This window comes from Deltaproteobacteria bacterium, assembly GCA_013151915.1.
Classification (GTDB): Bacteria; BMS3Abin14; BMS3Abin14; order BMS3Abin14; family BMS3Abin14; genus BMS3ABIN14.
Genome location: JAADHJ010000033.1, coordinates 98,199 through 120,561 on the forward strand (window position 1 = coordinate 98,199; position 22,363 = coordinate 120,561).

The following is a 22,363-nucleotide window of genomic DNA, read 5'->3' on the forward strand; positions in this document are numbered from 1 at the left end:
CCTCCGGCCTATCACAAGACAATTATGAGTGGTTCATATAAAAAGACCCCCTTGGCGGACCTTGACCTTTCCGGCCTGAAGACCTATTCGGTGTTCACAAGGGATTGCAAGGTGAGTTCCGGAGAGCTGGGCACCCCTTATCTCGGGAAATCGTATCTATCGGATTTTGTAAACGGGTTGCCGACAATCCTGGCATCAAGGGATTTCCAGGAGGTGGCCGAGGCCATTGTACGCGCGCGTGGCGACGGAAAGGGGGTACTCCTCGGCATGGGCGCCCACCCCCTGAAGGTCGGATTGGGACCTCTCCTTGCCGACGCCATGGAATCCGGGATTCTCACCGGAATCGCCACCAACGGCGCCGCAATCATTCACGATTATGAACTGGCACTTCTCGGAAGGACATCCGAGGATGTCGGGGCGGCGCTGGGTTCCGGGCTATTCGGGATGGCTGAGGAAACCGCGACCGCCCTGAACGGCGCTATCCGGGATGGGACCAAGGTCAACGAGGGGATCGGTCTTGCCGTGGGACGCCTCATAGAGGAAGGAATGCTTCCCCACACATCTTCCAGCATCTTCGCAACGGCCTATCGGTGCACTATCCCGGCAACGGTTCACGTGGCCATCGGCACGGATATTATCCATATGCACCCTTCCTGCGACGGTGCATCCACCGGAGCGGCGACCTTGAGCGACTTCCGCCTCTTCGCACGACAGGTAGCTGCGTTGGACGACGGTGTATTCATAAACCTTGGGTCCGCTGTCATTATTCCCGAGATTTTTCTCAAGGCGTTTTCTCTCGCACGCAATCTGGGCAATCCCATCGCCAACCTGACAACCGTCGACATGGATTTTGTTCAGCACTATCGGCCCCGGGTCAATGTTGTGCAGCGCCCCACCTCAGAATCCGGGAAAGGGTACTCACTCGTCGGCCATCACGAGATAATGCTTCCCCTTCTCCTGGCCACGGTTAAGGAACTCATGGAATGACACCAGGCTTCTATACCATGGAGTCCATTTCCCGCGCAGCGGCGGACTGGAGGGCCAAGGGGAGAAAGATCGTTTTTACGAACGGTTGTTTCGACCTGCTCCATCCGGGACACACGAGATATCTTAAACAGGCCAGGGACCTGGGTGACATCCTGGTCGTTGGGATCAACTCGGATCAGTCCGTCCGAAGACTCAAAGGACCGGGCCGTCCTATCCTTACTGAAGCCGAGAGAGCGGAGGTTCTCCTCTCCCTGAGATGGGTTGACGCGGTGGTTCCATTTTCAGAATCGACTCCCCTTGAACTGGTCAAGGTGGTGATCCCTCACGTACTGGTCAAGGGTGGAGACTGGTCCGTGGAAGATATCATCGGACGTGAATTCGTAGAATCTCACGGGGGCGAGGTTTACAGTCTTCCCTTTTACCCCGGGATTTCCACATCGGACATCATCGATCGTATCAGCGACGCCGATTCCTAGGATGTTTCCTCTCACAGAGATCCTGGAGGATCTTGATCAGCGCAGGGTTTCGTCCATCTCCGGCCTCGGCCTCCCGGCCGCAGCCTGTCTGGCCGCTTCCCTTCCGGATCCGAACCATCTTGTCATCGTTACCCCGGACGACGAAAGGGCCAGAACCTTCAGGGATGATCTCTCCTTCTTCCTGCCCGGACGCAATGTCGGCTTCCTTCCTCCGGAGGAAGCGCTTCCATACGAGAGGATGCTCCCCGACATTGAGCGATCCTCCCTTAGAATCAGTTGTCTTCTCGCAGCGGGGTCCGGTGCCGCGCCGATAGTAATTCCCGCTCCGGCTCTCCTCCAACCCACCATCCCTCCAGACCTGCTGGCCCATATTTCCATGACAATCAACTCCGGAGAGGACATGGACCGGGAACCGGCCCTTCAGAATCTGTCGACCCTGGGATATACAAGGGTGCCTTCGGTCTCCCAGTTGGGCGAGATGGCGGTGAGAGGTGGTATTCTGGATATCTTTTCCCCCGGACACCTGTTTCCCGTGCGGATTGAACTTTGGGGAAACTCCGTGCAGTCCATCCGGACCTTCGACACTGAGAATCAGCGCAGCCTGAAACAGGTGGATACCGCCGTTGTGCTCCCTGTGACGGAAGTCCTGCGAACCCCTGAGATCCTTTCCCGGGGCCGTAAACGCCTCAGCGATCTTCTCCTGGCTCAGGGGCTTTCATCCAGGGAACGGGAGAGGGCCCTGATCCCATGGGATCAGGGCCTGGATTTTCCGGGTATTGTCAATTTTCTTCCGACTATTTACGGAATCCAAAGCCTCCCGACGGATCATTTTTCCCCGGGATGCATCGTTGTCCTTCTGGAACCGGAGGAGATCCTCCGTGGGATGGAGGATTTCATGGCCTCCGCCGGCCTCCGGCACTCGAAGGAAGCCCCTTCTCCCGACAAGGTCTACGCCAACCCGAAGGCGGTTATGGCAGATCTTAACCGTAACAACATTCTGCAGATCCGGTCTTTCGACTGCGGGGACAGCCGTTCCTACAGATGTCCGCCCCTTCTGCCACCCGGTGCACCCTCGTCCCAGCCGGACAGATTCCGTGAATTGGGACAATTTCTCGAGGAAGGCCGGTATGATCGAATTGTCATTGCCGCCCATTCCAACGGGGCCGCTGACAGGATACTTGCGCTTTTTTCCGGCATCAGCCGGGAGATCAACAGACGGACGACAACGGATGGGCTGAAACAGTGGCAGGGCATTAATGTGGTGAGCGTTCCCCTGTCCAGCGGGTTTTCCATCCCCGGGCGAAAAATCGGCTTCATCAGCGACTCGGACCTGTTCGGTCGGGTCAAAAGACATAAATCCAGGCGGCCTTTTCTCCCGGAATGGGACCTCCCCATAGGGTCTCTTGCTCCGGGTGATTTTGTGGTCCACATCGAACACGGGATCGGTAGATATCTGGGACTAAAACAGATGGAGGTTGCGAAATCCAGCGACGACTATCTCCATCTGGCCTACGCCGGAGGGGACTCCCTGTACGTACCCGTTGAGGACATGAACCGGGTTCAGCGATTCCGGAGTTCATCGGAGAATCCACCCGCACTCAGCAAACTCGGGGGTGCCGCCTGGACACGGGCAAAGAACCGGGTCCGCCGGTCTTTGAAACTGATGGCTGACGAACTGCTGGCGATGGCGGCCAAACGGCAGGCCGCTCCGGGCATATCCTTCCCGGAACCCGACGCCATGTTCAGGGAGTTCGAGGCCTCTTTTCCCTGGTCGGAGACACCCGATCAGGAGAGGACCATCAACGAGGTCATTTCCGACATGATGCAGCCCCATCCCATGGACCGTCTTGTATGTGGGGATGTGGGATACGGGAAGACAGAGGTCGCCCTGAGGGCGGCCTTTCTGTCCGTTCTCGGAGGTAAACAGGTGGCGGTCCTCGTTCCGACGACAGTTCTGGCCCAACAGCACTACGAGAACTTCACCCAGCGTCTCGGGCCGTTTCCGGTTACCGTCGGTCTCCTCAGCCGCTTCGTATCCCCCAGAGACCAGAAGCGCATCCTCAGGGACGTTAAGAAGGGTGTCGTGGATATCGTTATCGGGACACACCGCCTCCTGTCCACGGATGTAGAATTTCAGGACCTGGGCCTGCTGGTTATCGACGAGGAGCATCGTTTCGGGGTTAAAAACAAGGAAGCACTGAAAAGGATGCGGGAGACAGTGGACGTCCTGACCCTTTCCGCCACTCCCATTCCCCGAACACTGTTCCAGGCATTTTCCGGCATCCGGAATCTTTCTCTTATCCACACCCCTCCGGCCGACCGCAAGGCGATCCATACGGAAATCCGACATTTCGACGAGGACCTGATCCGGGACGCGGTGGTCAGGGAGATGGCAAGGAAAGGGCAGGTATATATCGTTCACAACCGGGTTGCGAGTATTGTGGCATTCAGGGATATGGTTCAGAGGCTCATACCCAACGCCCGTTTGGGAATGGCCCACGGCCAGATGGCGGAGGGCGCACTGGAAAAGGTCATGGTCCGCTTCCTCAAGGGGGAGCTGGATGTTCTGATAACCACGGCCATTATTGAATCCGGGCTCGACATTACCAACGCCAACACACTCATCATCAACCGGGCTGATCGTTTCGGTCTGGCTCAACTCTACCAACTCCGTGGTAGGGTCGGACGCTCCGCGGCCCTGGCATACGCGTACCTTCTCATCCCCTCCCAATCATCGCTGACATCCAAGGCCAGGAAACGCCTCGCAGGCCTCAGGGATCTGACTGACCTGGGATCAGGCTTTAAACTCGCGTCCTACGATCTGGAGATACGCGGGTCGGGCAACCTCCTTGGACAGGAACAGTCCGGGCACATCGGTGCGGTGGGCCTCGACCTGTATTCCCAACTCCTGGAGCGGGCCGTCAGGGAAACAACCGGACAGGTTACGGAAGATCCCGTGGAACCCGTTATCCACCTGGAGATTCCCGCCCTTCTCACAGAGGAATACCTGCCCGACGTTGGGGAACGCCTTACCCTTTACAAGAGGCTGGCGAGTGCCGGAACCTTAGACGAGCTGGAAGATCTCCGGGCGGAGACCGCGGATCGTTTCGGGAAGCTTCCGACAGAGGTTCTCGGCCTGTTCACCCGGATGGAGGTTCTCATTCCTGCCAGAGGACTCAGGGTGGAACGCATAGACGTGGCAGGAAGCTATTACCTTGTCACCTTTCATCCTCAGGCCAGGATATCTCCGGACGCCCTTCTTGGCCTGCTTTCCGCCGACAGTCGGCTTGCCTTCATGCCGCCGACCACACTCAGGCTTGATGTCTCCGCCATGGAAAGTTCGGGAGATCGCATAGGGTATCTTAAGGAAACCTTGCGGTCCCTATAACGATCTGATAATAACCTGCCCTATGAACAGAAAAACCATTGTAATCCTCTCGATTTTCTTACTTGCAGCTTTGGCCGGCGGCATCTTTTTCCTCGCGGTAAACCGCCCGGAGTCGCCACTTCCAGCCGGACCCGCAGAAAAACCGGTTGCCTCGGTTAACGGTCAAGTCATCACCATTGAAGCCTTTCAGGCGAAATTCGACAGATTCGCAAACCGCCTTCATTTACCATGGAAGGAAAACGCCGCCGCCGCAAAAGAGCTCAAAATGAGTTTCCTGAATAAACTCATTGAAACCGAACTGCTGCTGCAGGAAGCGCGTATGCGGAATTTGACCGTAACCGACGATGAACTCAACAGGGAGATCAACCTTCTCAAGGAGGATTATCCAAAGGACACCCTAGACGAGGCCCTGACACAGATCGGGATGAAGCTTGACGAATGGAAGGCGGACCGAAAGGAAAAACTGCTTATCGACAAGGTCATAGAAAAAGAGGTGGACAGCGTTATCCACGTCAGTGACGATGACATTAAGGAATACTACGACAGCCATAAAAAAGATTTCAAACTCCCTCTCATGGTAAGGGCGCGGCAAATTGTTGTGGCCACCGAAGGAGAGGCCAAATCCCTGAGAGCGAGATTGCTTCGTGGGGAGGATTTCGCCACGCTTGCCGAGCAGTTCTCCCTGAGCCCCGATGCCAAACAGGGGGGTGATCTTGGCATTTTCGCAAAAGGACAGATGCCCGAGGAGTTTGACAAAGTGGTTTTTCGGTATCGGGTCGGCACCATCAGCCGGGTGGTCCATTCCCCATACGGTTTTCATATTTTCAAGGTGGAGGATCGAATTCCACCCCATACGCTCCCCCTTAAAGACGCGGCTGAGGAGATCAGGAAGGACATCTTTCAGTCAAGGCAGGAATCATTTTTTCACGAGTGGCTGGATTCCCTGAAAAAGGATGCCCAGATAACGATCTATCCCGACAACCTCGAGGAATCGCAATAGTGTTCAGAAAAAGCTTTCTTTCCAGTATGGCTGTTCTCCTCTTATTTTCCGTTGCCGCCAACGCGGGCGATAGGGTCGTCGCCAGGGTTGGACCATCAGCCATAACCAGTCGGGATGTGCGCAATTTTCAGTCGGAAAACCGGAACCTGCTTTTTCCTGAGGCGTTACAGGCTTTGGTAAAACAACGCCTCATCCTCGCATGGGCCACCGACAACGGGGTCAGGATAAATGACGGTGAACTGAAAGACATCATAACCTCTATCCGCGAAAGGAACAACCTGACCAAAAAACAGTTTTCGGAGACTCTGTCACAACAGGGAGTGACCATGAAAACCTTCATGGACGGGGTCCGGGATCAGGTCACCGCATCCAGGGCAGTGTCACTGGCTGTGAGCAGACGGCTTAAGGTTAACGAAGCGGATATCAGGAAGATGTATCGGAAGAAGTTCCGGGAGACCAGTTCCGTCACGGTTCGCCACATCCTTTTCGCGGTGGACAAGAACGCCCCGGACCTGGAGGTAAACAGGGCCAGAGAGAAAGCGGACAAACTGTTGGCCCGGATAAAAAGTGGGAAACCGTTCGAAGAGGCTGCGGCGGAGTTCTCCGAGGATGCCACGACAGCCGCCAAGGGAGGGTATCTCGGGACCTTCGGCGAAGGGGAACTTCTACCGGAACTAGAGAAGGTGATCAAAAAGATGCATCCCGGGGAGATCGGTGGCCCGGTCCGGACATCGGCGGGTTTTCACCTGATTCAACTTGTCAAAAGGGAAACTGTTCAGCCGCCGTCTTTTGCTGACGTGCGCGAGGACCTCATCAAAAAGTGGAAAGAGAACAGAAGAGAACCTGAGGTAAAGAAATGGCTCAAGGAACTTCGGGAGAAATATTACGTCGAGATCTTTCCTGACGAGCAATAATGATAATGATGACTCCCCCGGTTGAACGCCTTCGCCTTGACCTGTACCTTAAGCGATCCCGCCTGGTGAAGAGAAGATCCCTTGCGGCCACTCTCTGCAAAAACGGCCATATTAAAATTGATGGCAGACCGGTCCCTCCAGGAAAAGCCGTTTTTGTGGGCAACCGTATTGAAATCCGATATGCCAGGCAGCTGCTTTTGGTGGAGGTAACCGAGATACCGGCTGACGCCAGGCGGGGCCGGAATTGCCACGAAATTATCTCGACGAAAAGACTGGAGGAAGAACTCTTCTAGAAAGTTCTCCCCTGAAAAAGGTCCCTGGATGAAGACCATAATTGGTGAAAAACAAACTCTTAACACAGTGCAGCCCCTCGCAGGCTGCTCCACCCTTCGGCAAGCTCAGGACAGGCAGGGTTTTAAAAGAGGGTTTAACAGGGTAAGGATCGTCTATAGCTTTGAGTTCCTTTCGACATCTTCCCCCTCATCCTTCAGAGGATCGTCGGAACGCAGGAACCTCTTGACTTTCGATTCCCTCATGAGGGGCCAGTCGCACCTCATGCAGCGGTCGGCCTCCTCCCTTGCGCTCATCTCCGCAAATCCCCCATAGATCTCGTCAAACGATTTTGTCTCCCGTGCTTTCTTACTCACGAACTGTCGGCGCCTTTGCCTTTTGTTCAAGCTGTCCGGGTAGTTAGGCCATGGGTGCATGATCCTTCTGTTCCGATAACGGATGCTGATCTTCGGTTCACCTACGATTCTTTGGTACAGATACATGGCTGCTTCTCTCCCTGCGGTAATCCCTTCGATGATCGAAGCCGGGCCCGTAGCATAGTCGCCGCCGACGAGCACCGGGAAGGTGCAGCCCTCGGGCTTGCGAAGCAGGGCGATTGGAACTGTATCCGAAAGAAACTTCATTTTGGGGCGTCCTCCGCTTGAAGAGTAATCGGGGGTCGAACCCACTGCCGTGATAACCCAGTCAGCCTTCAGCGTAAAGTCCGATCCCTCCTTAAGGACCGGGAGGAGGTTTCCCCTGGCATCCGTATCTATTCGCTCAACTTCCAGGCAATGGACTTTAGCCACACGGCCCCCTTCAATGTCAAATGAGACCGTCGAACCTCCACCGATTATCTCAACCTTCTCCTCAAGGGTGTCATCTATCTCCCACGGCCACGCCGGCATGATCTCACCGGTTGCCTTCGCCTTTATTTCCCGCCACTCATTCTTGAAGTAGTGAAATTGTTTCTCGCGGGGAACGGGTCTTTTCTCCAGACAGATGATCCGGACCTTGCCGGCTCCGCACCTGACCGCCGACCTGGCAACATCCATGGCCACGTTGCCGCCCCCAACAACGAGAACATCTCCTGGAAGCTTAACCACATCGCCACGGACGACGCGTTCCAGGAACGCCCTCCCGTCGAGGAATCCTTCTCTCTCCTCGCCGGTGTGAGGAAGACCGATGGCTCTCATGGCTCCAAGGGCGAGGTAGACGCCGGAAAAACCCTGTTCCTGCAGGTCCCTCAGGGAAAAATCCCTGCCAATTGCCTTTCCGAAGTTAAGGTCAAGATCAAGGTCCAGTATTCGTTCCACCTCCGAACGGTAGACCTCTTGCGGCAGACGATAGCCCGGGACAAAGATTGCGGGTGTGCCTCCCCCAAAATCCCCGGCCTCGAAGATGGCAACCCTGAACCCAAGGATACGGAGGAACAGCGCGCCGCTCAGGCCCGAAGGGCCGGCGCCGATCACGGCGATTCTGTGGCCCAAAGAGACTGGAGCAGCCTCGATTTCCCGCCTGTAGAAATTGAAGGCCCGCTCGGTACGATCATTCACGAAACGTTTCAGCGCGCAGATGGCAACAGGCTCTCCATCCTTGCCGCGATTGCAGTCCGTTTCACATGGATGATGACATATCCTGCCGATGGTGCCTGGAAAAGGGCATACAGCCTCCACCAGTTCCAGAGATTCCTTGTCCTTTCCCTCCGCGGCCAGGTGAACATATTGGGAACAGGGCACCTTGCCCGGACAGGCCGCCTGGCAGGGTGCTTGAAAGTGGTGGGACCCCCTCCGGGAATCGACCAGGGCAAGGAGCCATACCAGAAAGATGGCAACGGAGAGGATGGCAAGCCCCCAGTTCCATGGGGAATAGGTGGCGATGACCAGACCAACCGCCAGGGGCGCCATGGCCATGAAAAATGTACCGACATACCGCCTCCCGGTGTACCAGTGACCAGCCCCGGGGACGATGGCTGAAAGGTAGGGGGCCCTTTTTCTTCGGCGGCGCTGTTTGATTTCAAAGTACATCCTGTCACGCAGGCCCAGGTTTCCCGTACAGTAGAAACACCTGCGAGCGCGCATTTTGTTCTTTACGGCGCAGATGTGGCATTCCCTATATCCTTCGGTCATCGAGGATTGTTCTTTCATGGCTTCCCGCCATTGATTTCAGGAAAAATTATCTTATCTGCCATGGGAGACGGAATCGGCCTCAATTTACCGGTTTTGAAATGAAAGTGGAAACATGGAACACTCGTGTCCCATGAAAAAACCTGTTGACTATAAATAATACCCCTCTGAAAGTCAAAGGAAACGGGCAAACTGTTTGCAATATATAGGAAAATATGGTATCGGTTCAGCTAATGTAAGACGGTTTTTATCCCGTAATTCATGCCAATTAACCATGCCGAAGACCAATGCCGGACTGAAACGAGGGGAGATATTTTGGGCAAAAGAAAATATGTTGACCGCCTCAAACGTCTCGAATCGCTGAACCTGGTTTCCTTTTCCCATAAAGACACAAAAGGGCGAACCGATTTGGAGATAGCCGGCAGGACCCTTGACCTTTCCGAGGGAGGCATTCTCCTTGAAATCCCGGCCCCCCTGCCCTCAACCAGTGAAGAGGTGGAGGTAACCCTCGGGGTTCGTGGCAATGTCATCAAGGCCAGGGGGAAAATCATTCACCAGCGGGAACTTGACAACGGCCATTTCGGTCTTGGAATATCTTTCATCGACCTCTCTGATGGGGACAGCGTAATTATCACCCGGTTTCTCAACGAGGAGTGAAAATGACACTTTTCGCCAGCGGTCCCCTCACCCACCTGGACGACCTGGGGCGGGCCCGCATGGTGGACGTCGGCGAAAAAAAACCGACTCGCCGAACCGCCGTGGCCCGTGGTGAAGTGCGCCTTTCCGCCGACACTCTTCAGGCCGTTATCAGCGGCCATGTCCCAAAGGGGGACGTACTGGCCGTGGCGCGCATCGCGGGGATCACGGGGGGTAAAAGAACCTCCGACCTTATCCCGCTGACCCACCCGATCGGGCTCGATTATCTGTATCTGGACCTGACCCCCGACGAGACACTGCCTGCCATTCGCATCGAAGCTACTGCATCGACCCACGGTAAAACGGGCGTGGAAATGGAGGCCCTGACCGCCGTATCGATATCTGCTCTCGCGATTTACGATATGCTCAAATCGGTGGAACGGGGTATCAGAATCACAGACATCCGCCTGGTATTCAAAGATGGCGGGAAAAGCGGTGTGTATGATGCAGACTAATCCCGTGGCGCGGCCAGCATCCTGTCCAAGGCCATGACAGCCCTGATCCTGATATCCTCCGGCACCCTCACCACAGGCGCCATGGTCACCAGTGCATCCCGGACATCCTCGAGCGTCGTCAGTTTCATGTTAGGGCAGATCATCTCCTCGGAGAGGGGAATAAAGGTCTTGTCGGGGTTTTCCCCGCGCATTCTGTAAAGCACACCCTTCTCTGTACCGACGATAACCTCTTTCGCCCCGGTCTCCCTGGCGAATCGATACATCCCCGACGTACTGGTTATATGATCCGCCAATTCGAGCACCTCAGGCCTGCATTCAGGATGGGCGACAAATACCGCTTCCGGATAAAGCCGTTTGACTTTAAGAACGTCCTCGGCCCTGTATCGATGGTGAATGGGGCAAAAACCATCCCACCAGACAATCTTCCGGTCCACCTGGGAAGCAACGTACCGGGCCAGGTTCTGATCGGGAATCATAATAATGGGATCCTCGGACTTCGGAAGGGACAAAACCACCTTCACGGCATTGGCTGATGTACAACAAATATCGCTTCGGGCCTTGACGGCCGCCGAGGTGTTGACGTACGCGACAACGGTACCACCGGGGTAACGCCGCCTCATTTCCTCCACATCTTCCGGGGTAATCATGTCGGCCATAGGACAGCCGGCCTCCGGCCTGGGAAGCAGGACGGTGCGTTCCGGCGCAAGAATGGCCGCGGACTCGGCCATGAAGTGGACGCCGCAAAAGACGATAACCTCGGCATCCGAAGAGGCCGCAATCCGGGAAAGGCCCAGTGAATCTCCGGTGTGATCGGCGATTTCCTGAATCTCATCCCTCTGATAATTATGCGCCAGCAGCACAGCCCGCCGCTTCCTGACAAGTTCCCTGATCTCCGATTGGAGCTGATCCATATCTGTAGCGCCTCCATTGGGGGTTCGTTGACAGTGTATATTAAATAACATATAAATCCCTTTGAATCCAAGCGGGTTAGCCTGACAGCGGCTTCAGGCCCCGAGTTTCAGAAAAACGGCCCACTTGGCAGAAACGCGTTCAGGGATCGTTATCGGGGAGGAAAGGTCAGGTACTGGCGATGCTCGGCATGGGAATGCAGGAAATACTCATCATCCTGGTGGTCGCTCTGATCGTCATCGGTCCGAAACGTCTCCCCGAACTGGCCAAAACCCTGGGGAAGGGCCTTGCCGAGTTCAAAAAAGCAGCTGACGACCTTCAGGAGACCGTACGCAAGGACCTGGAAGTGGAGAAGCACAAGGACCTCGTCAAAAAATATCCCGACCTGATACCGAAGGATGAGGAAAACGGAGAAGGCGACGACCAGGCCGCTGCCTCCACCACGCCTGAAGCACCGCCTGAAACACCGCCTGAAGCGGTGCCTGAGGATAAGGGTTCCCCATATTCCCTCGACGAGATCGAGGGCGGGGATTTTGATGACGAAGGCAAGGATGCCTGATCAGAAGCTTCCCTTTACCGTCCATCTCGAGGAACTGCGGCGGCGATTGATTATCTGCTTTATAGCCGTGGCTATCGGATTCCTCATAGCCTATGCCTTCAGCGATAGAATTTTCGATATTCTCCACAAGGATTTAATTTCCACCCTTCGTGAGCACGGTGAAACCCTCCAATATATTAATCCTACGGAAGCTTTCTTCACCTCCATAAAGGTTTCGATCCTGGCGGGGGGATTTTTTGTTTTACCCATTATTTTTTACCAGTTCTGGATGTTCGTCGCTCCCGGTCTCTACAGCAAAGAAAAAAAGATGGTCATCCCGTTCGTCATCTTTTCCACGCTGTGCTTCCTGTCGGGGGCCCTCTTCGGATATTTCGTTGTTTTCCCCTTCGCCTTCAAGTTTCTGCTGGGGTACTCCATAGGAGGCGCAACCGCCCGACCAACCCTGTCGTCGGCCCTTGCCTTTGTCTCTAAACTCCTCCTGGCTTTCGGGTTGATTTTCGAACTCCCGATCATCACGTTCTTTTTTGCCAGGATCGGTCTCATAACCCACAAAACCCTGACGAAGAACCGGCGCTATTTTATTGTGGTAGCTTTTATCGCGGCCGCGGCGTTGACCCCTCCCGATGTCTTTACTCAACTGTTGATGGCCGGTCCTCTGATCATTCTGTTTGAGATCAGCGTAATTGTCGCCCGTGTCTTCGGGAAGAAACCCTTAACGGACAGTCAGGGAGATATGGTGGATGAGGAAGAACCTGGGCACCCTGCTGGTTGAAAGGGGCCTGATCACGAAGAAGGTACTCAGTGAGGCACTTCAACGCCAGGTCATCTTCGGTGGCCGCCTTGGAACCAACCTCATGGAGATGGGCGCTCTTCGGGAGGACGCCGTTTTGAAGATGCTGGCGGACCAGCACAGGGTACCCTATCCCGAAAATCGGTATTTCGAAAATATTCCCCGCGATGTCCTGGATTCCATTCCCAAATACCTCCTGGAAAAGCACCTTATTATCCCTATCAGTGCGAAAAAAAACCGTGTGACCCTTGCCATGACCGACCCAACTCGTCTTGATGTCATCGACGAGGTTTCGTTCCGCACCAACAAGGTCATAGATCCTGTTGTCGCCACCGAACTGCGCATCACCCAGGCATTGGAGCGTTATCTCGGCATCAGGAGGAAAGCGCGCTTCATATCCACCGGAACGGCGCAGGCCCCGGCGGAAATTAAGGCGGAGCCCGAAGCCATCCGGACGCTCGGGAAAAAGGACATCATTTCTCTGGAAGAACAGGAACTCACGGAAACCGGGATCAAGTCCGCCGAACCCCTGGACATGTCCGACCTCAACCGTATGTTCTGGTCGGTAGGCACCAGGGATGATGTCGCGCAGACCGTTATCCGGGCAGGCCTCCAGGTAATGGATGACCTGTTCATCCTTCTCCTGAAAGGGGACACGGCCATAGGGTGGATGGCAGGCGGCAAAATCACCCCGCCATTTGATTTCGGCAGTTGGAGGCTGGGGATTGATCAGGCCAGAATCCTCGATTCGGTACGTCAATCCCGGGAAATTGAAAGGGGAGAGGGTGCCGGTGTTTTTGCATCCAACCCATGGTTAGGGGAAATATCCACAGACATTCCCCTGGAGGTGATCGTCTGTCCGCTGGTACTGAAAAAGCATCCCGTTGCGGCAACGATCGGCTTTTCCTGGCAACGCAGGTTAGGCGATGATGAGATCGAATATCTCGCCCGCATTATGAGGAAAGCATCCATCACTTTTGAAATCCTGATCCTTAAAAGCAGGATAGTGATGCTGTAAAACACTCCGCGATCGCGGTGGCTTTGATTTATCATTCGGCCTCGCCAAAGGCGAGCTTTTTAAAGGAGAAAACGGGAGTGTCGGCAACCGGCCTGATCGACAGCGACAACAGGCGGATCCGTTATCTGAGAGTATCGGTGACGGACCGCTGCAACCTTCGATGCCGCTATTGCATCCCATCGGCCGATTTCGTCTGCCTGCTTCACAGCCAGGTTCTCACCTACGAGGAGATCGTCCGAACAGCCGGGGTCCTGGCCCCTTACGGGGTGAGCAGTCTCAGGCTGACCGGAGGAGAGCCGTTGGTGCGAAAGGGCCTGGATCATCTGGTGTCATCCCTTGCATCCATCCCCGGCATCAAGGATCTCAGCCTTACAACGAACGGCATTCTCCTGGGAAAATATGCTGAATCCCTTAAGAAGGCAGGATTATCCAGAGTCAACGTCAGCCTTGACACACTGAAATCGGAAAGGTTCAGCTGGATAACCGACCCCCAGGGGTCAAGGTCGGTCGACGATCTCAAGACCGTGTTGGATGGCCTTGAGGCGGCCCGCCGGGCGGGGCTGCGCCCGGTAAAGGTCAATGTGGTCCTTATGAAAGGTTTTAATGACGATGAACTGGAGGATTTTGCCGGCCTGACCCTGGACAGGGACTGGGAGGTCAGGTTTATAGAGTTCATGCCCCTGGGTCCCAACGGTTTCTGGAATCGCGACAGAGTCATCACGGCCGCGGAAATCGCGTCGAGACTGCGCCGATCCTTCAGAGGCTTGGAACCGCTGGACAGAGGAGAGGGGTCGGGACCGGCCACGAGGTATCGGATTCCCGGCCACAAAGGGGCGATCGGGTTCATCACCCCTGTTTCCTCCCACTTCTGCGCAACCTGCAACCGCCTGCGCCTGACCGCGGACGGCAAACTGCGGACATGCCTTTTCTCTGACCATGAGACGGACCTTATTCCTCTTCTTCGCGGTCCGGCCACCGATGGGGAGATCCTTAAAACCATTCGGGAAGCCATTCGGGGAAAACCCCGTGGCCATGGAATCACGTCGGAGTTTATTCCATCCGTTTGCGCAAGGACTATGAGTCATATCGGCGGATGATTGAGTCAGCCGAACGCCGCACTGCTCCTTATGCCACCCCCAGCCGCCTGAGGAGTTTAAGCAACCTGCCCGGCACCGGCCGGATCGCCCCCTCCGGGCACATCTCCTGACAACAGAAGCAACTGATACACCTGTTTTTGTCCACATTCCCTCCCCCGCCGTCAAAAAGTGAGATGGCGCTTACCGGACACGTCTCCTCGCAGATACCGCAGGTTGTGCAGACCGCCGGGTCCAGAACGGGGTAGGAAGAGGAGGATCGTTTCAGCGGGCCGGAAATAAAATCGGGCAGAGAAAAATCCACCCTGGTGTAGCTGGCCGGCAGGATGAAATTATCGACCGATGCCTCTTCAGGGGATAACCCGATCATCCTCACCTGCTCCGGAAGAGATCCGGGTAGACCTCTTCCCATGGCCCGGCGAAGCACCGGGTTTTCCGCCGGGCCCACCCCAAGGAGAGATGACACGATCATGTCCAGGGCCAGGGCCGAAGGAGAGGCCGCCAGTAATCCTACCTCCCTTGGGTCGCCGGAACCGGGTCCATTGCCCTCCATTCCCAGGACGCCGTCAAGGATGTTCAGCCTGGGGGCAACGGTCCGATAGATATCAAGCAACAGTTCAGCCATATGGTCATCATCCCCCGTCTTCAGGTGCCAGGACGGTTTGGCCGCGCCTACGACTGTTCCGAAAAGATTCTTTACCGCCAGGGTCAGAACCATCTGGGCATGTGTCTTCAGCTTGGGGAGATTAACAACCAGATCAAATTCAAAGACCTCCCCGGCAAGTTCAATGGAATGATAGACACCGCCTTCAGGCACGGATACCGGCGTCGGGGTCCCGAACGGGACAACCTCGATCCCAAGCCTTTCGATGACCCTTGCGATCCCACTTTTCGAGAGTACCGACGCCAGCGACCCCGATCCCGGGCTGTCCCCAAGAAACACAGAACCTCCGGCATCCATAATCTCCAGGGCTACGGCGTGGACTATTTCGGGATGGGTTGTAACCGCTTTTTCAGGAGGTTTTCCCTGTAGGAGGTTGGGCTTGAGAAGCACCTTCTGTCCCGGGGAAACCAACGTCTCCATCCCCCCCAGCGACCCAAGGGCTTCCCGGATGGATCGCCGGACACGGCCGGGTTCGTAGTCAGGACACCGGACGAGAGATACGGGAATCGGGGTCACAATGTTGGACGTTGACCCCATTTACACTATTTCCAGTTCCCGGTCGAACCGGGTAAGGTTAATCACCTCCCCGCCGGGGGTCAGAGCAACCACATCTTCGATACGGACACCCCCGACCCTTCTGTCGTAAAGCCCTGGTTCGACCGTCACCACGTCGCCCGGAGAAAATCGGTCCGGGCCTGAGGAAATCGATGGGGCCTCGTGGACGTCCAGCCCAAGACCGTGCCCGGTACCGTGGAGAAACCCCCGTCTCGGCAGCGGCCTGCCCGGCTCCGGGATGCCGAACCCCCGCTGCTTGAAAACCTCGCATACGGCCGTATGGACCTCCGAGAGATTGACGCCGGGCCTCAGCCTTTCCAAGGCAACGTCCTGCGCCTCCTTTACGGCATTGTGCATCCGGCGAACCGCATTCGAGGCGCGGCCAACCACGAAGGTCCTGCTCATGTCGGCATGGTAACGGGTGATGCTGTCCCTGGGGAACAGATCAACCACAATGGGTACACCGGCATGAATGGGGCCCGATCCGCCCCAGTGTGGATCAGCGCCTCCACGGCCCGGCGCGATAATCTCGCTGGTCGACTCCAGCCCCCTTTCGAGGAGATAAACATCCACAAGGGATCTCAGGCGTTCGGCCGTCAGGTCCCTTCCCTCATGCTGCAGGATACCTCTCGACACAGGGCAACCGGCCAGGGTGGACCGGATATATTCCATGGCTTTTTCGGCCTGCCTCTGGACCGATTCGATGGCCTCTATCTCTCCGGCCGTTTTGGCTCTCCGGCGCGAGCTGATGTCCGCTCCGTCTACCTCAAGACAAATCTCCTCCACCTCCAGTTCCCTGGCCAAACCCAGCGGAAAACCCGGCGGAACCCGTGTCCTCCCTGCGCCATGGTCCTTGAGAAATCGGGCCATGGCCCGAGTGGGGGATATGCCATTTTTCCTGTACATGGAAAATGGAAGGATGGAGTCGACCTTGGCCTCCTTTTCAGCCCGCCCCAGCTCCATGTCCGAAACCCAGACCGTGGTGTGGCCGGAAGGCGCAATAAGCACACCGAAGGGATCGGAGCAAAGAAAACGGGACAGGTAGAACTGGTCCGCATTATTGTTGCTCTCGGCGAAGTTAAAGAGGGGAAAGACCGCTGTTTCACATGGTGATTTCACTTCCGGTCAATATCTCTTCGGGTCCGCGAAGTAGTCCATGGCCAGAGCACCCTCCGGAATCCTGCCGGAGTGAACGGCTCCCTCGGGGATGGTGTAGCTGTCTCCCTTCCGGTGGATCCTCGTCTCCCCGCCTATGGTGAGCTCAATAGCCCCATCGAGGATAAACCCCCACTGGAAACAGTGGGAATGCTCCGGCAGGACGGTTCCCGGCTGGATCTCGAAGAAGACGACGAGACTTTCCGACCCACCTACTTTCCATCCGCGGATGCCATCAATTGAAACGTCGATCTCGGGATTGGTTTTTATCTCCTCGGGCAACGAACGGGTCATGGGTTTTCTCCTTTCGTGTTTCACTCCCTCAATCGGCGAAGACCGGCAGAGAAAAGTAGAAGGTGGTTTCCTTTCCAGGTAACGACTCGACCCACAATTCCCCGCCTCCTTCCTCTACGACCCGCTTGACAATAGCCAGGCCGACGCCTGCTCCCTCCGCGCTGCTATCCTTCGGTCGGGAAAAAAGACTGAATATCATATCGTGGTTTTCTTTGACTATCCCGACTCCATTGTCCTTGAAATAGAATATGCTATGTCCTTTCGGGACTGTACTGTCCTTTTCCGGAGAACACCCGATGGCGATTCGCAGGGGACGTTGATCGCTTTGGAATTTCAGGCTGTTTGAGATCAGATTCCTGAAAAGCTGATAGGCGTGGACCTCGTGGAGGAAGATGTCCTGAATATCTTTCTGAATGTCAACCTCGGCGGGAAGGGACCAGACGCTTTCCTTTTCACCTTCAAGTATCCTGTTCACAACGGACCTTATCCGCAGTCTTTGCGGTTTCCCATCCATTACCCCGATCCGGGAAAGCTGAAGAAGATCTTTCAAGAGGTTATCAAGACGGTCAATGTTGCCGTTGATCCTGGCGCACATCTGTTTTTCATCGTTACTTAGTCTTCCGTCTGCCGAACGCGTGAGAAGCTCAAGGTACCCCTTTATGCTGACCAGGGGTGTCCTCAGATCGTGGCCCGCGGAATATAGGAATGACTCCATATCCATATTCTTCCGCTCCAGTTTCTCGTATGCTTCCGTAAGCGACCTTTCCGCCTCCTGCAGGTCCGAAATGTTCCGCACTACGCCGATAACGCAGCGTCTCTTCCTGTTTTCCCTAGCAGGCAGGTTCATTCCGCGGAGCCTCACTTCCACCGGAAACTCGCTTCCGTCCAGACGCCTGGCAGTCCATTGAAACTGCTGATTTTCTCCGTAAAGGGCTTTTTTCAGACGTTCAAACGCCATCTCCGGCAAACAGCCTTCCCCCATCAACTCACCCGGGTCTGTTTCGATGAACTCCTGCACGCTTCTTATCCCGTATTCCCTGAGGACATTTCTATTGACATCGAGAACCTTCCCCTCCTCATCGTGCAGGAAAATCATGTCCGGGGAGGCCTTGTAGAGGGCGCTTAAATGGTCTCTCGACTCTCGGAGCTGTCTTTCCGTGACCTTTGTTCCGGTGATATCCCTGGCCACCACAAGAGCGTGAGGCTCGCCGGAATAAATCATGGTCGAAACCCGGATATCCACCTCCATGGAGGTACCATCCTTACGACAATCGAGAGATTGTCCCCTGAATGTTTTACCCCCTTGAAGGGTGCGTCTGATTTTTTCAAACAGGTGATGGTGATCCGGATGGACCAGATCCTTCATGTGAAGGCCCAGCATCTCGTCCTTCCTGTACCTGTACATTCTCCTGGCGGCCGGGTTGGCATCCACCATGAAGCCGTCTCTGTTGAAGATCATGACAGCGTCGGTCTGTGTCTCGAACATCAGGCGGTACTGGGCCTCCCGTTCCCTCAGGACCTTTGCAGCTTCGTGTTGTTCGGTGACATCATGCACAATGACCAATCTTGCGCGGCGGCCGAGATAGCGAACCGGGTGACCCTTGACCTGAACGTATACTGTTGTGCCATCCTTCAGGATGTGGTGGAACGAAAAAGAATTCTGAACCTGACCGGACAATATTGCGTCGGCCTTCCTTGCTGCCTTCAGGACCTCTGCCTTTTCCTCAGCGGGGTGAAGGTCTATAACGGTTAAGGATCGGAACTCCTTCTCAGAGTAACCATACCGGTTTCTTGCGGTAGCATTGGCTGCAAGGAACCTGTGCCGGCTGGGGTCCTGGTTCTCCACATTGATAATAAAGACGGGTAACGGACTGTTCTCCAGGAAGGAACGGAAATATTCCTCATCGAGGGAGGCCGCCTTTTCCTCTGGATTACCCCCGGAAGCTTTTTTACTCATTGAAAACACTCTGAAATACCATAATCCACCCCAATCCTGACAGGAATTACCCACCGGTTAAAAGTAAAATGATATCATATTGAGCTTTCGTATTATTCTCAAGGACTCTTTTTCATTTCGATCTCAGGCCCTGTTCCGGACCCAACGTCCAATACTTGCCGCGGCGTAGTTCGCAGGACGAAGACGGGTCCAATATCCACTGCCTGCCGTGTCGAAGCCTTGGCGAAGAGGGAAGTTTTATGCGAAGGCCGGCATGTTCCGACAAGAGTAGAATTCAATAGTTGACAAAACAAGTAAGGATATCTATCCTTGGCGCTGGAGTCTGATTGTAAATCCGCATAGGAAATATGGGAGGCACTTAACGTTGAAAACCGTTTACATGGATCATCTTGCGGCAACACCCCTGGAACCACGCGTGTTAGAGGCCATGCTCCCGTTTCTCAGGGGACGATTCGGAAATCCCATGAGCGTACACTCCACGGGACAGGAAGCCCTGGCCGCCGTTGAGCAGGCCAGGACCCAGGTGGCCTCATTCATAAACTGCAGCCCGAAGGAGATCATCTTTACCTCCAGCGGGTCTGAATCCAACAACACAACGGTGACCGGCACAGCCTGCTGCCCAAGGCGCGCCGGGGCCGAGGTCATCGTATCCGCGGTGGAACACAGCAGTGTGCTCAACACGGCCCGCAGCCTGTCTGGGCAGGGCATCGAGACCAGGGTTATTCCCGTTGACAAATACGGCATGGTGGACCCGGAGGATGTCAAGGCCGCCATTAACGACCGGACTGTCATGATCTCCATCATGTACGCCAACGGCGAGATAGGGACCATTCAGCCCATCCGTAAAATCGCTCACATAGCCCGGGAGGCCGGCATCCCGGTCCATACCGACGCCATGGCCGCTGTCGGACAGATTCCCATGGACGTTCAGGACCTGGGGGTCGACATGATGAGTTTTTCCGCCCAGGGGCTGTACGGCCCCAAGGGCGCGGCGGCCCTGTATGTCCGTAAGGGAACCCGCATGCTGCCTCTTTTATTGGGAGGGGTTCAGGAGGCAGGACGGCGGGCGGGGCTGACTGACGTCCCGGCCGTGGTGGGTTTCGGCGAGGCCGCCCGAATAGCCGCGGAAGAACAGGCGCAGTGGAGTTCTTTCACCTCCAATCTTCGGGACCATCTCATCAAGGGTGTTCTGGAAAAGGTATCGGAGGTGGAACTTAACGGCCATCCCATCCAAAGGCTTCCCGGTAACGCCGCCTTCGGCATCCGGTATATCGAGGGAGAATCGATTATCCTATCCTTGGACATGGAAGGGATAAGCGCATCCACCGGTTCATCCTGTACCTCCAAGGCCCTCAAAACCTCCCACGTGCTGACCGCCATGGGGCAGCCGCCGGAACTTGCCCAGGGATCCGTTCTCTTTACCTTGGGCAAGGGAAATACCGCCGGGGAAGTGGATCAGGTTCTTGACATCCTTCCGGACATTACCAATCGGCTGCGCAGCATTTCTCCGTTGGGCAGACGAGCGGGAAAATAATCCAGGAGGTGGTTCATTTGACCGAAGAAAGGAAGAAGAACGGGGTCGCCCTCATCCTCTTTTCGGGGGAAATGGACCGGATTCTCGCGGCCCTTACAATCGCCCTGGGAGCGGCCGCTTCCGGCACCCCCGTGACTATTTTCTGTACCTTCTGGGGACTTAACCTCCTTCGGAAAAAACGGATTTCGGGCGGATTAATACCCCAGAAACTGTTTCAGCTTCTCCAGCTCCCGGGGGGAGACGGACGTCCACTTTCCCGCTTTAATTTTCTGGGAGCCGGGCGATGGATGATGAAGGGTCTCATGCGCCGATACCGCATGCCGTCCATAGAGGAGATGTTCGTACAGGCAAAGACCATGGGCGTCGAGATTATCGCCTGCAGCACATCCATGGCTGTCATGGGGATAAACAGGGAGGACCTTCGTGATGAGGTGGATCGGGTGGCCGGGGTGGCGTCCTTCCTTGAGACAGCTGAAGGAAGCCATACCCAGCTTTTTATCTGACCTGCGGGAGACGGATATGACCCAGAAAACAGCGTTTGACCGGGAAGTGGACTGCTACGGCCTTTGGTGCCCCATGCCGATAGTCAAGGCCTCCGAGGAGATGGCCCGGATGGCGGACGGAGCGGTCCTGAAGATCATTTCCACCGACGATGCCGCGGAAGAGGATTTCAGGGCCTGGAGCCGCAAGACCGGCAACACCTTTCTGGAATGCACCCGGGACGGAGAACTGCTTGAGATCTACATCCGGAAAGGGGCCTGACCGAACTCGCAAAGATTAAACTTCAAATATTTCAGGTTTTCTGCGCTTCCGGTGTCTGCCCTATCCCCTCCATCCCCTTCATCCCTGTTAGAAAAGGTCCATCAGGTTTATTCCGTGTGTTCTCTGCCCCCGGATGTCCGGTGTTCCATCAACTCCCTGATCGCGGGTTTTACGTAAACGCCATCCAGCGGGAAGGGGGCCAGCTCGTGTACAAGGACCTCCACAGAAGCGGAGGCGGACAGGCGCCTGTCCAGGAAGAGGACCGGTTTACCCTCCAGATAGACCAGGCCGCTTTTCGCGGGAGCTTCATCGTCACCCAACGCCTCTCTCCGAATCCGGATATCGAGCCGGAAGGCCAGGTTCAAAAGCTCCTGAAGGATGTAATCATCCTTTCGGCCTACATTCTTCATGGTCTTATATGGATCCTATCCCGAAGTCCGAGGTCAAGGTTCAAGGTTGATGACTTCGCAAAAAGTTATCATTGCGCCCACTGATGGGCGCCCAAATCAATGACTTGCATCGCAAGCTGTTGATTTGTAAGGAAAGTAAAAATGACGCTTTTCGCTTTCCGTAGAGCAAAAAACCATAAATGGACTTTTTGCGACCCTATCAAGGTTCAACCCCAAACTTCAAACGCCAAGGGTTGAATGCTTGCCCGGCAAGCGGAGTTCACGGAAAAATCACCCGGCCTATATCCCCGGTCCCAAGCAGCAGCATGGCCAGGCGGTCCATCCCCACCGACACACCTGCGCATGAATCA

At 55.5% G+C, this 22,363-nt stretch carries 22 protein-coding genes; 15 read left to right on the forward strand and 7 right to left on the reverse strand.

Translation table 11 applies throughout. The features are described 5' to 3' along the window. Positions 1-24 precede the first annotated feature (24 nt). The 6 genes from GXP52_07080 to GXP52_07105 are packed head-to-tail and all read left to right on the forward strand — an operon-like array spanning position 25 to position 7,058. A complete protein-coding gene (locus GXP52_07080; protein NOY87049.1) occupies positions 25-987 on the forward strand; it encodes a hypothetical protein in 963 nt (320 codons plus the stop codon). After that, positions 984-1,463: a D-glycero-beta-D-manno-heptose 1-phosphate adenylyltransferase gene (gene rfaE2, locus GXP52_07085; GenBank protein NOY87050.1), complete on the forward strand. Its 480-nt coding sequence runs from the start codon at positions 984-986 to the stop codon at positions 1,461-1,463. Before GXP52_07080 ends, rfaE2 begins: the two co-directional genes overlap by 4 nt. A gap of 1 nt (position 1,464) precedes the next feature. Continuing rightward, positions 1,465-4,851 carry a transcription-repair coupling factor gene (gene mfd / locus GXP52_07090; GenBank protein NOY87051.1) on the forward strand — a complete coding sequence of 1,129 codons (3,387 nt, stop codon included), beginning with the start codon at positions 1,465-1,467 and terminating at the stop codon, positions 4,849-4,851. Positions 4,852-4,873: 22 nt separating this feature from the next. Further along, entirely contained in the window at positions 4,874-5,851 is a 978-nt protein-coding gene (locus tag GXP52_07095; protein ID NOY87052.1) for a hypothetical protein, read from the forward strand. Beyond that, complete coding sequence (locus GXP52_07100; GenBank protein NOY87053.1) at positions 5,851-6,765, forward strand: hypothetical protein; 915 nt, start codon at positions 5,851-5,853, stop codon at positions 6,763-6,765. Before GXP52_07095 ends, GXP52_07100 begins: the two co-directional genes overlap by 1 nt. Then, on the forward strand, positions 6,765-7,058 hold the full coding sequence (locus GXP52_07105; GenBank protein NOY87054.1) for an RNA-binding S4 domain-containing protein: 294 nt from the start codon (positions 6,765-6,767) through the stop codon (positions 7,056-7,058). The genes GXP52_07100 and GXP52_07105 overlap by 1 nt, the downstream gene beginning before the upstream one ends. 153 nt (positions 7,059-7,211) lie before the next feature. On the opposite strand, the gene GXP52_07110 is transcribed toward GXP52_07105, so the two are convergent. After that, the gene (locus GXP52_07110) at positions 7,212-9,182 is read right to left on the reverse strand and encodes an FAD-dependent oxidoreductase (GenBank protein NOY87055.1); all 1,971 of its coding nucleotides are present in this window, start codon (positions 9,180-9,182) and stop codon (positions 7,212-7,214) included. A gap of 294 nt (positions 9,183-9,476) precedes the next feature. Between GXP52_07110 and GXP52_07115 the strand changes: the two genes are divergently transcribed. Together GXP52_07115 and moaC are read left to right on the forward strand one after the other, a co-directional pair. Beyond that, positions 9,477-9,818, forward strand: a complete 342-nt coding sequence (locus tag GXP52_07115; protein ID NOY87056.1) for a PilZ domain-containing protein — start codon at positions 9,477-9,479, stop codon at positions 9,816-9,818. Between the two features lie 2 nt (positions 9,819-9,820). Then, on the forward strand, positions 9,821-10,312 hold the full coding sequence (moaC, locus tag GXP52_07120; GenBank protein ID NOY87057.1) for a cyclic pyranopterin monophosphate synthase MoaC: 492 nt from the start codon (positions 9,821-9,823) through the stop codon (positions 10,310-10,312). On the opposite strand, the gene nadA is transcribed toward moaC, so the two are convergent. Beyond that, positions 10,309-11,223: a quinolinate synthase NadA gene (gene nadA, locus GXP52_07125; protein NOY87058.1), complete on the reverse strand. Its 915-nt coding sequence runs from the start codon at positions 11,221-11,223 to the stop codon at positions 10,309-10,311. The genes moaC and nadA overlap by 4 nt on opposite strands. 179 nt (positions 11,224-11,402) lie before the next feature. Between nadA and tatB the strand changes: the two genes are divergently transcribed. The 4 genes from tatB (at position 11,403) to moaA (ending at position 14,685) form a co-directional block, all read left to right on the forward strand. Beyond that, entirely contained in the window at positions 11,403-11,780 is a 378-nt protein-coding gene (tatB, locus tag GXP52_07130) for a twin-arginine translocase subunit TatB (GenBank protein ID NOY87059.1), read from the forward strand. Continuing rightward, complete coding sequence (gene tatC, locus GXP52_07135) at positions 11,773-12,552, forward strand: twin-arginine translocase subunit TatC (GenBank protein NOY87060.1); 780 nt, start codon at positions 11,773-11,775, stop codon at positions 12,550-12,552. The genes tatB and tatC overlap by 8 nt, the downstream gene beginning before the upstream one ends. Beyond that, the gene (locus GXP52_07140; GenBank protein ID NOY87061.1) at positions 12,521-13,588 is read left to right on the forward strand and encodes a hypothetical protein; all 1,068 of its coding nucleotides are present in this window, start codon (positions 12,521-12,523) and stop codon (positions 13,586-13,588) included. The genes tatC and GXP52_07140 overlap by 32 nt, the downstream gene beginning before the upstream one ends. A gap of 92 nt (positions 13,589-13,680) precedes the next feature. After that, positions 13,681-14,685 (forward strand): GTP 3',8-cyclase MoaA, encoded by a 1,005-nt coding sequence (gene moaA, locus GXP52_07145; protein ID NOY87062.1) that lies wholly within the window; start codon positions 13,681-13,683, stop codon positions 14,683-14,685. A gap of 28 nt (positions 14,686-14,713) precedes the next feature. Here the strand turns inward: moaA and GXP52_07150 are convergent, their stop codons facing one another. The 4 genes from GXP52_07150 to GXP52_07165 are packed head-to-tail and all read right to left on the reverse strand — an operon-like array spanning position 14,714 to position 19,307. Then, positions 14,714-15,883 carry a DUF362 domain-containing protein gene (locus tag GXP52_07150; protein NOY87063.1) on the reverse strand — a complete coding sequence of 390 codons (1,170 nt, stop codon included), beginning with the start codon at positions 15,881-15,883 and terminating at the stop codon, positions 14,714-14,716. Continuing rightward, positions 15,884-17,020: an aminopeptidase P family protein gene (locus tag GXP52_07155; protein NOY87064.1), complete on the reverse strand. Its 1,137-nt coding sequence runs from the start codon at positions 17,018-17,020 to the stop codon at positions 15,884-15,886. A 6-nt stretch (positions 17,021-17,026) separates the two neighbouring features. Next, entirely contained in the window at positions 17,027-17,350 is a 324-nt protein-coding gene (locus GXP52_07160) for a cupin domain-containing protein (GenBank protein NOY87065.1), read from the reverse strand. 28 nt (positions 17,351-17,378) lie between these two features. Further along, positions 17,379-19,307: a PAS domain S-box protein gene (locus tag GXP52_07165; GenBank protein ID NOY87066.1), complete on the reverse strand. Its 1,929-nt coding sequence runs from the start codon at positions 19,305-19,307 to the stop codon at positions 17,379-17,381. 364 nt (positions 19,308-19,671) lie between these two features. On the opposite strand from GXP52_07165, the gene GXP52_07170 reads away from it, so the two are divergent. The 3 genes from GXP52_07170 to GXP52_07180 are packed head-to-tail and all read left to right on the forward strand — an operon-like array spanning position 19,672 to position 21,603. Next, positions 19,672-20,841 (forward strand): cysteine desulfurase, encoded by a 1,170-nt coding sequence (locus tag GXP52_07170; protein ID NOY87067.1) that lies wholly within the window; start codon positions 19,672-19,674, stop codon positions 20,839-20,841. Between the two features lie 17 nt (positions 20,842-20,858). Then, positions 20,859-21,344 (forward strand): hypothetical protein, encoded by a 486-nt coding sequence (locus GXP52_07175; GenBank protein NOY87068.1) that lies wholly within the window; start codon positions 20,859-20,861, stop codon positions 21,342-21,344. Between the two features lie 16 nt (positions 21,345-21,360). After that, on the forward strand, positions 21,361-21,603 hold the full coding sequence (locus GXP52_07180) for a sulfurtransferase TusA family protein (GenBank protein NOY87069.1): 243 nt from the start codon (positions 21,361-21,363) through the stop codon (positions 21,601-21,603). 107 nt (positions 21,604-21,710) lie between these two features. On the opposite strand, the gene GXP52_07185 is transcribed toward GXP52_07180, so the two are convergent. Further along, entirely contained in the window at positions 21,711-22,013 is a 303-nt protein-coding gene (locus GXP52_07185) for a hypothetical protein (GenBank protein NOY87070.1), read from the reverse strand. Positions 22,014-22,363 lie beyond the last annotated feature (350 nt).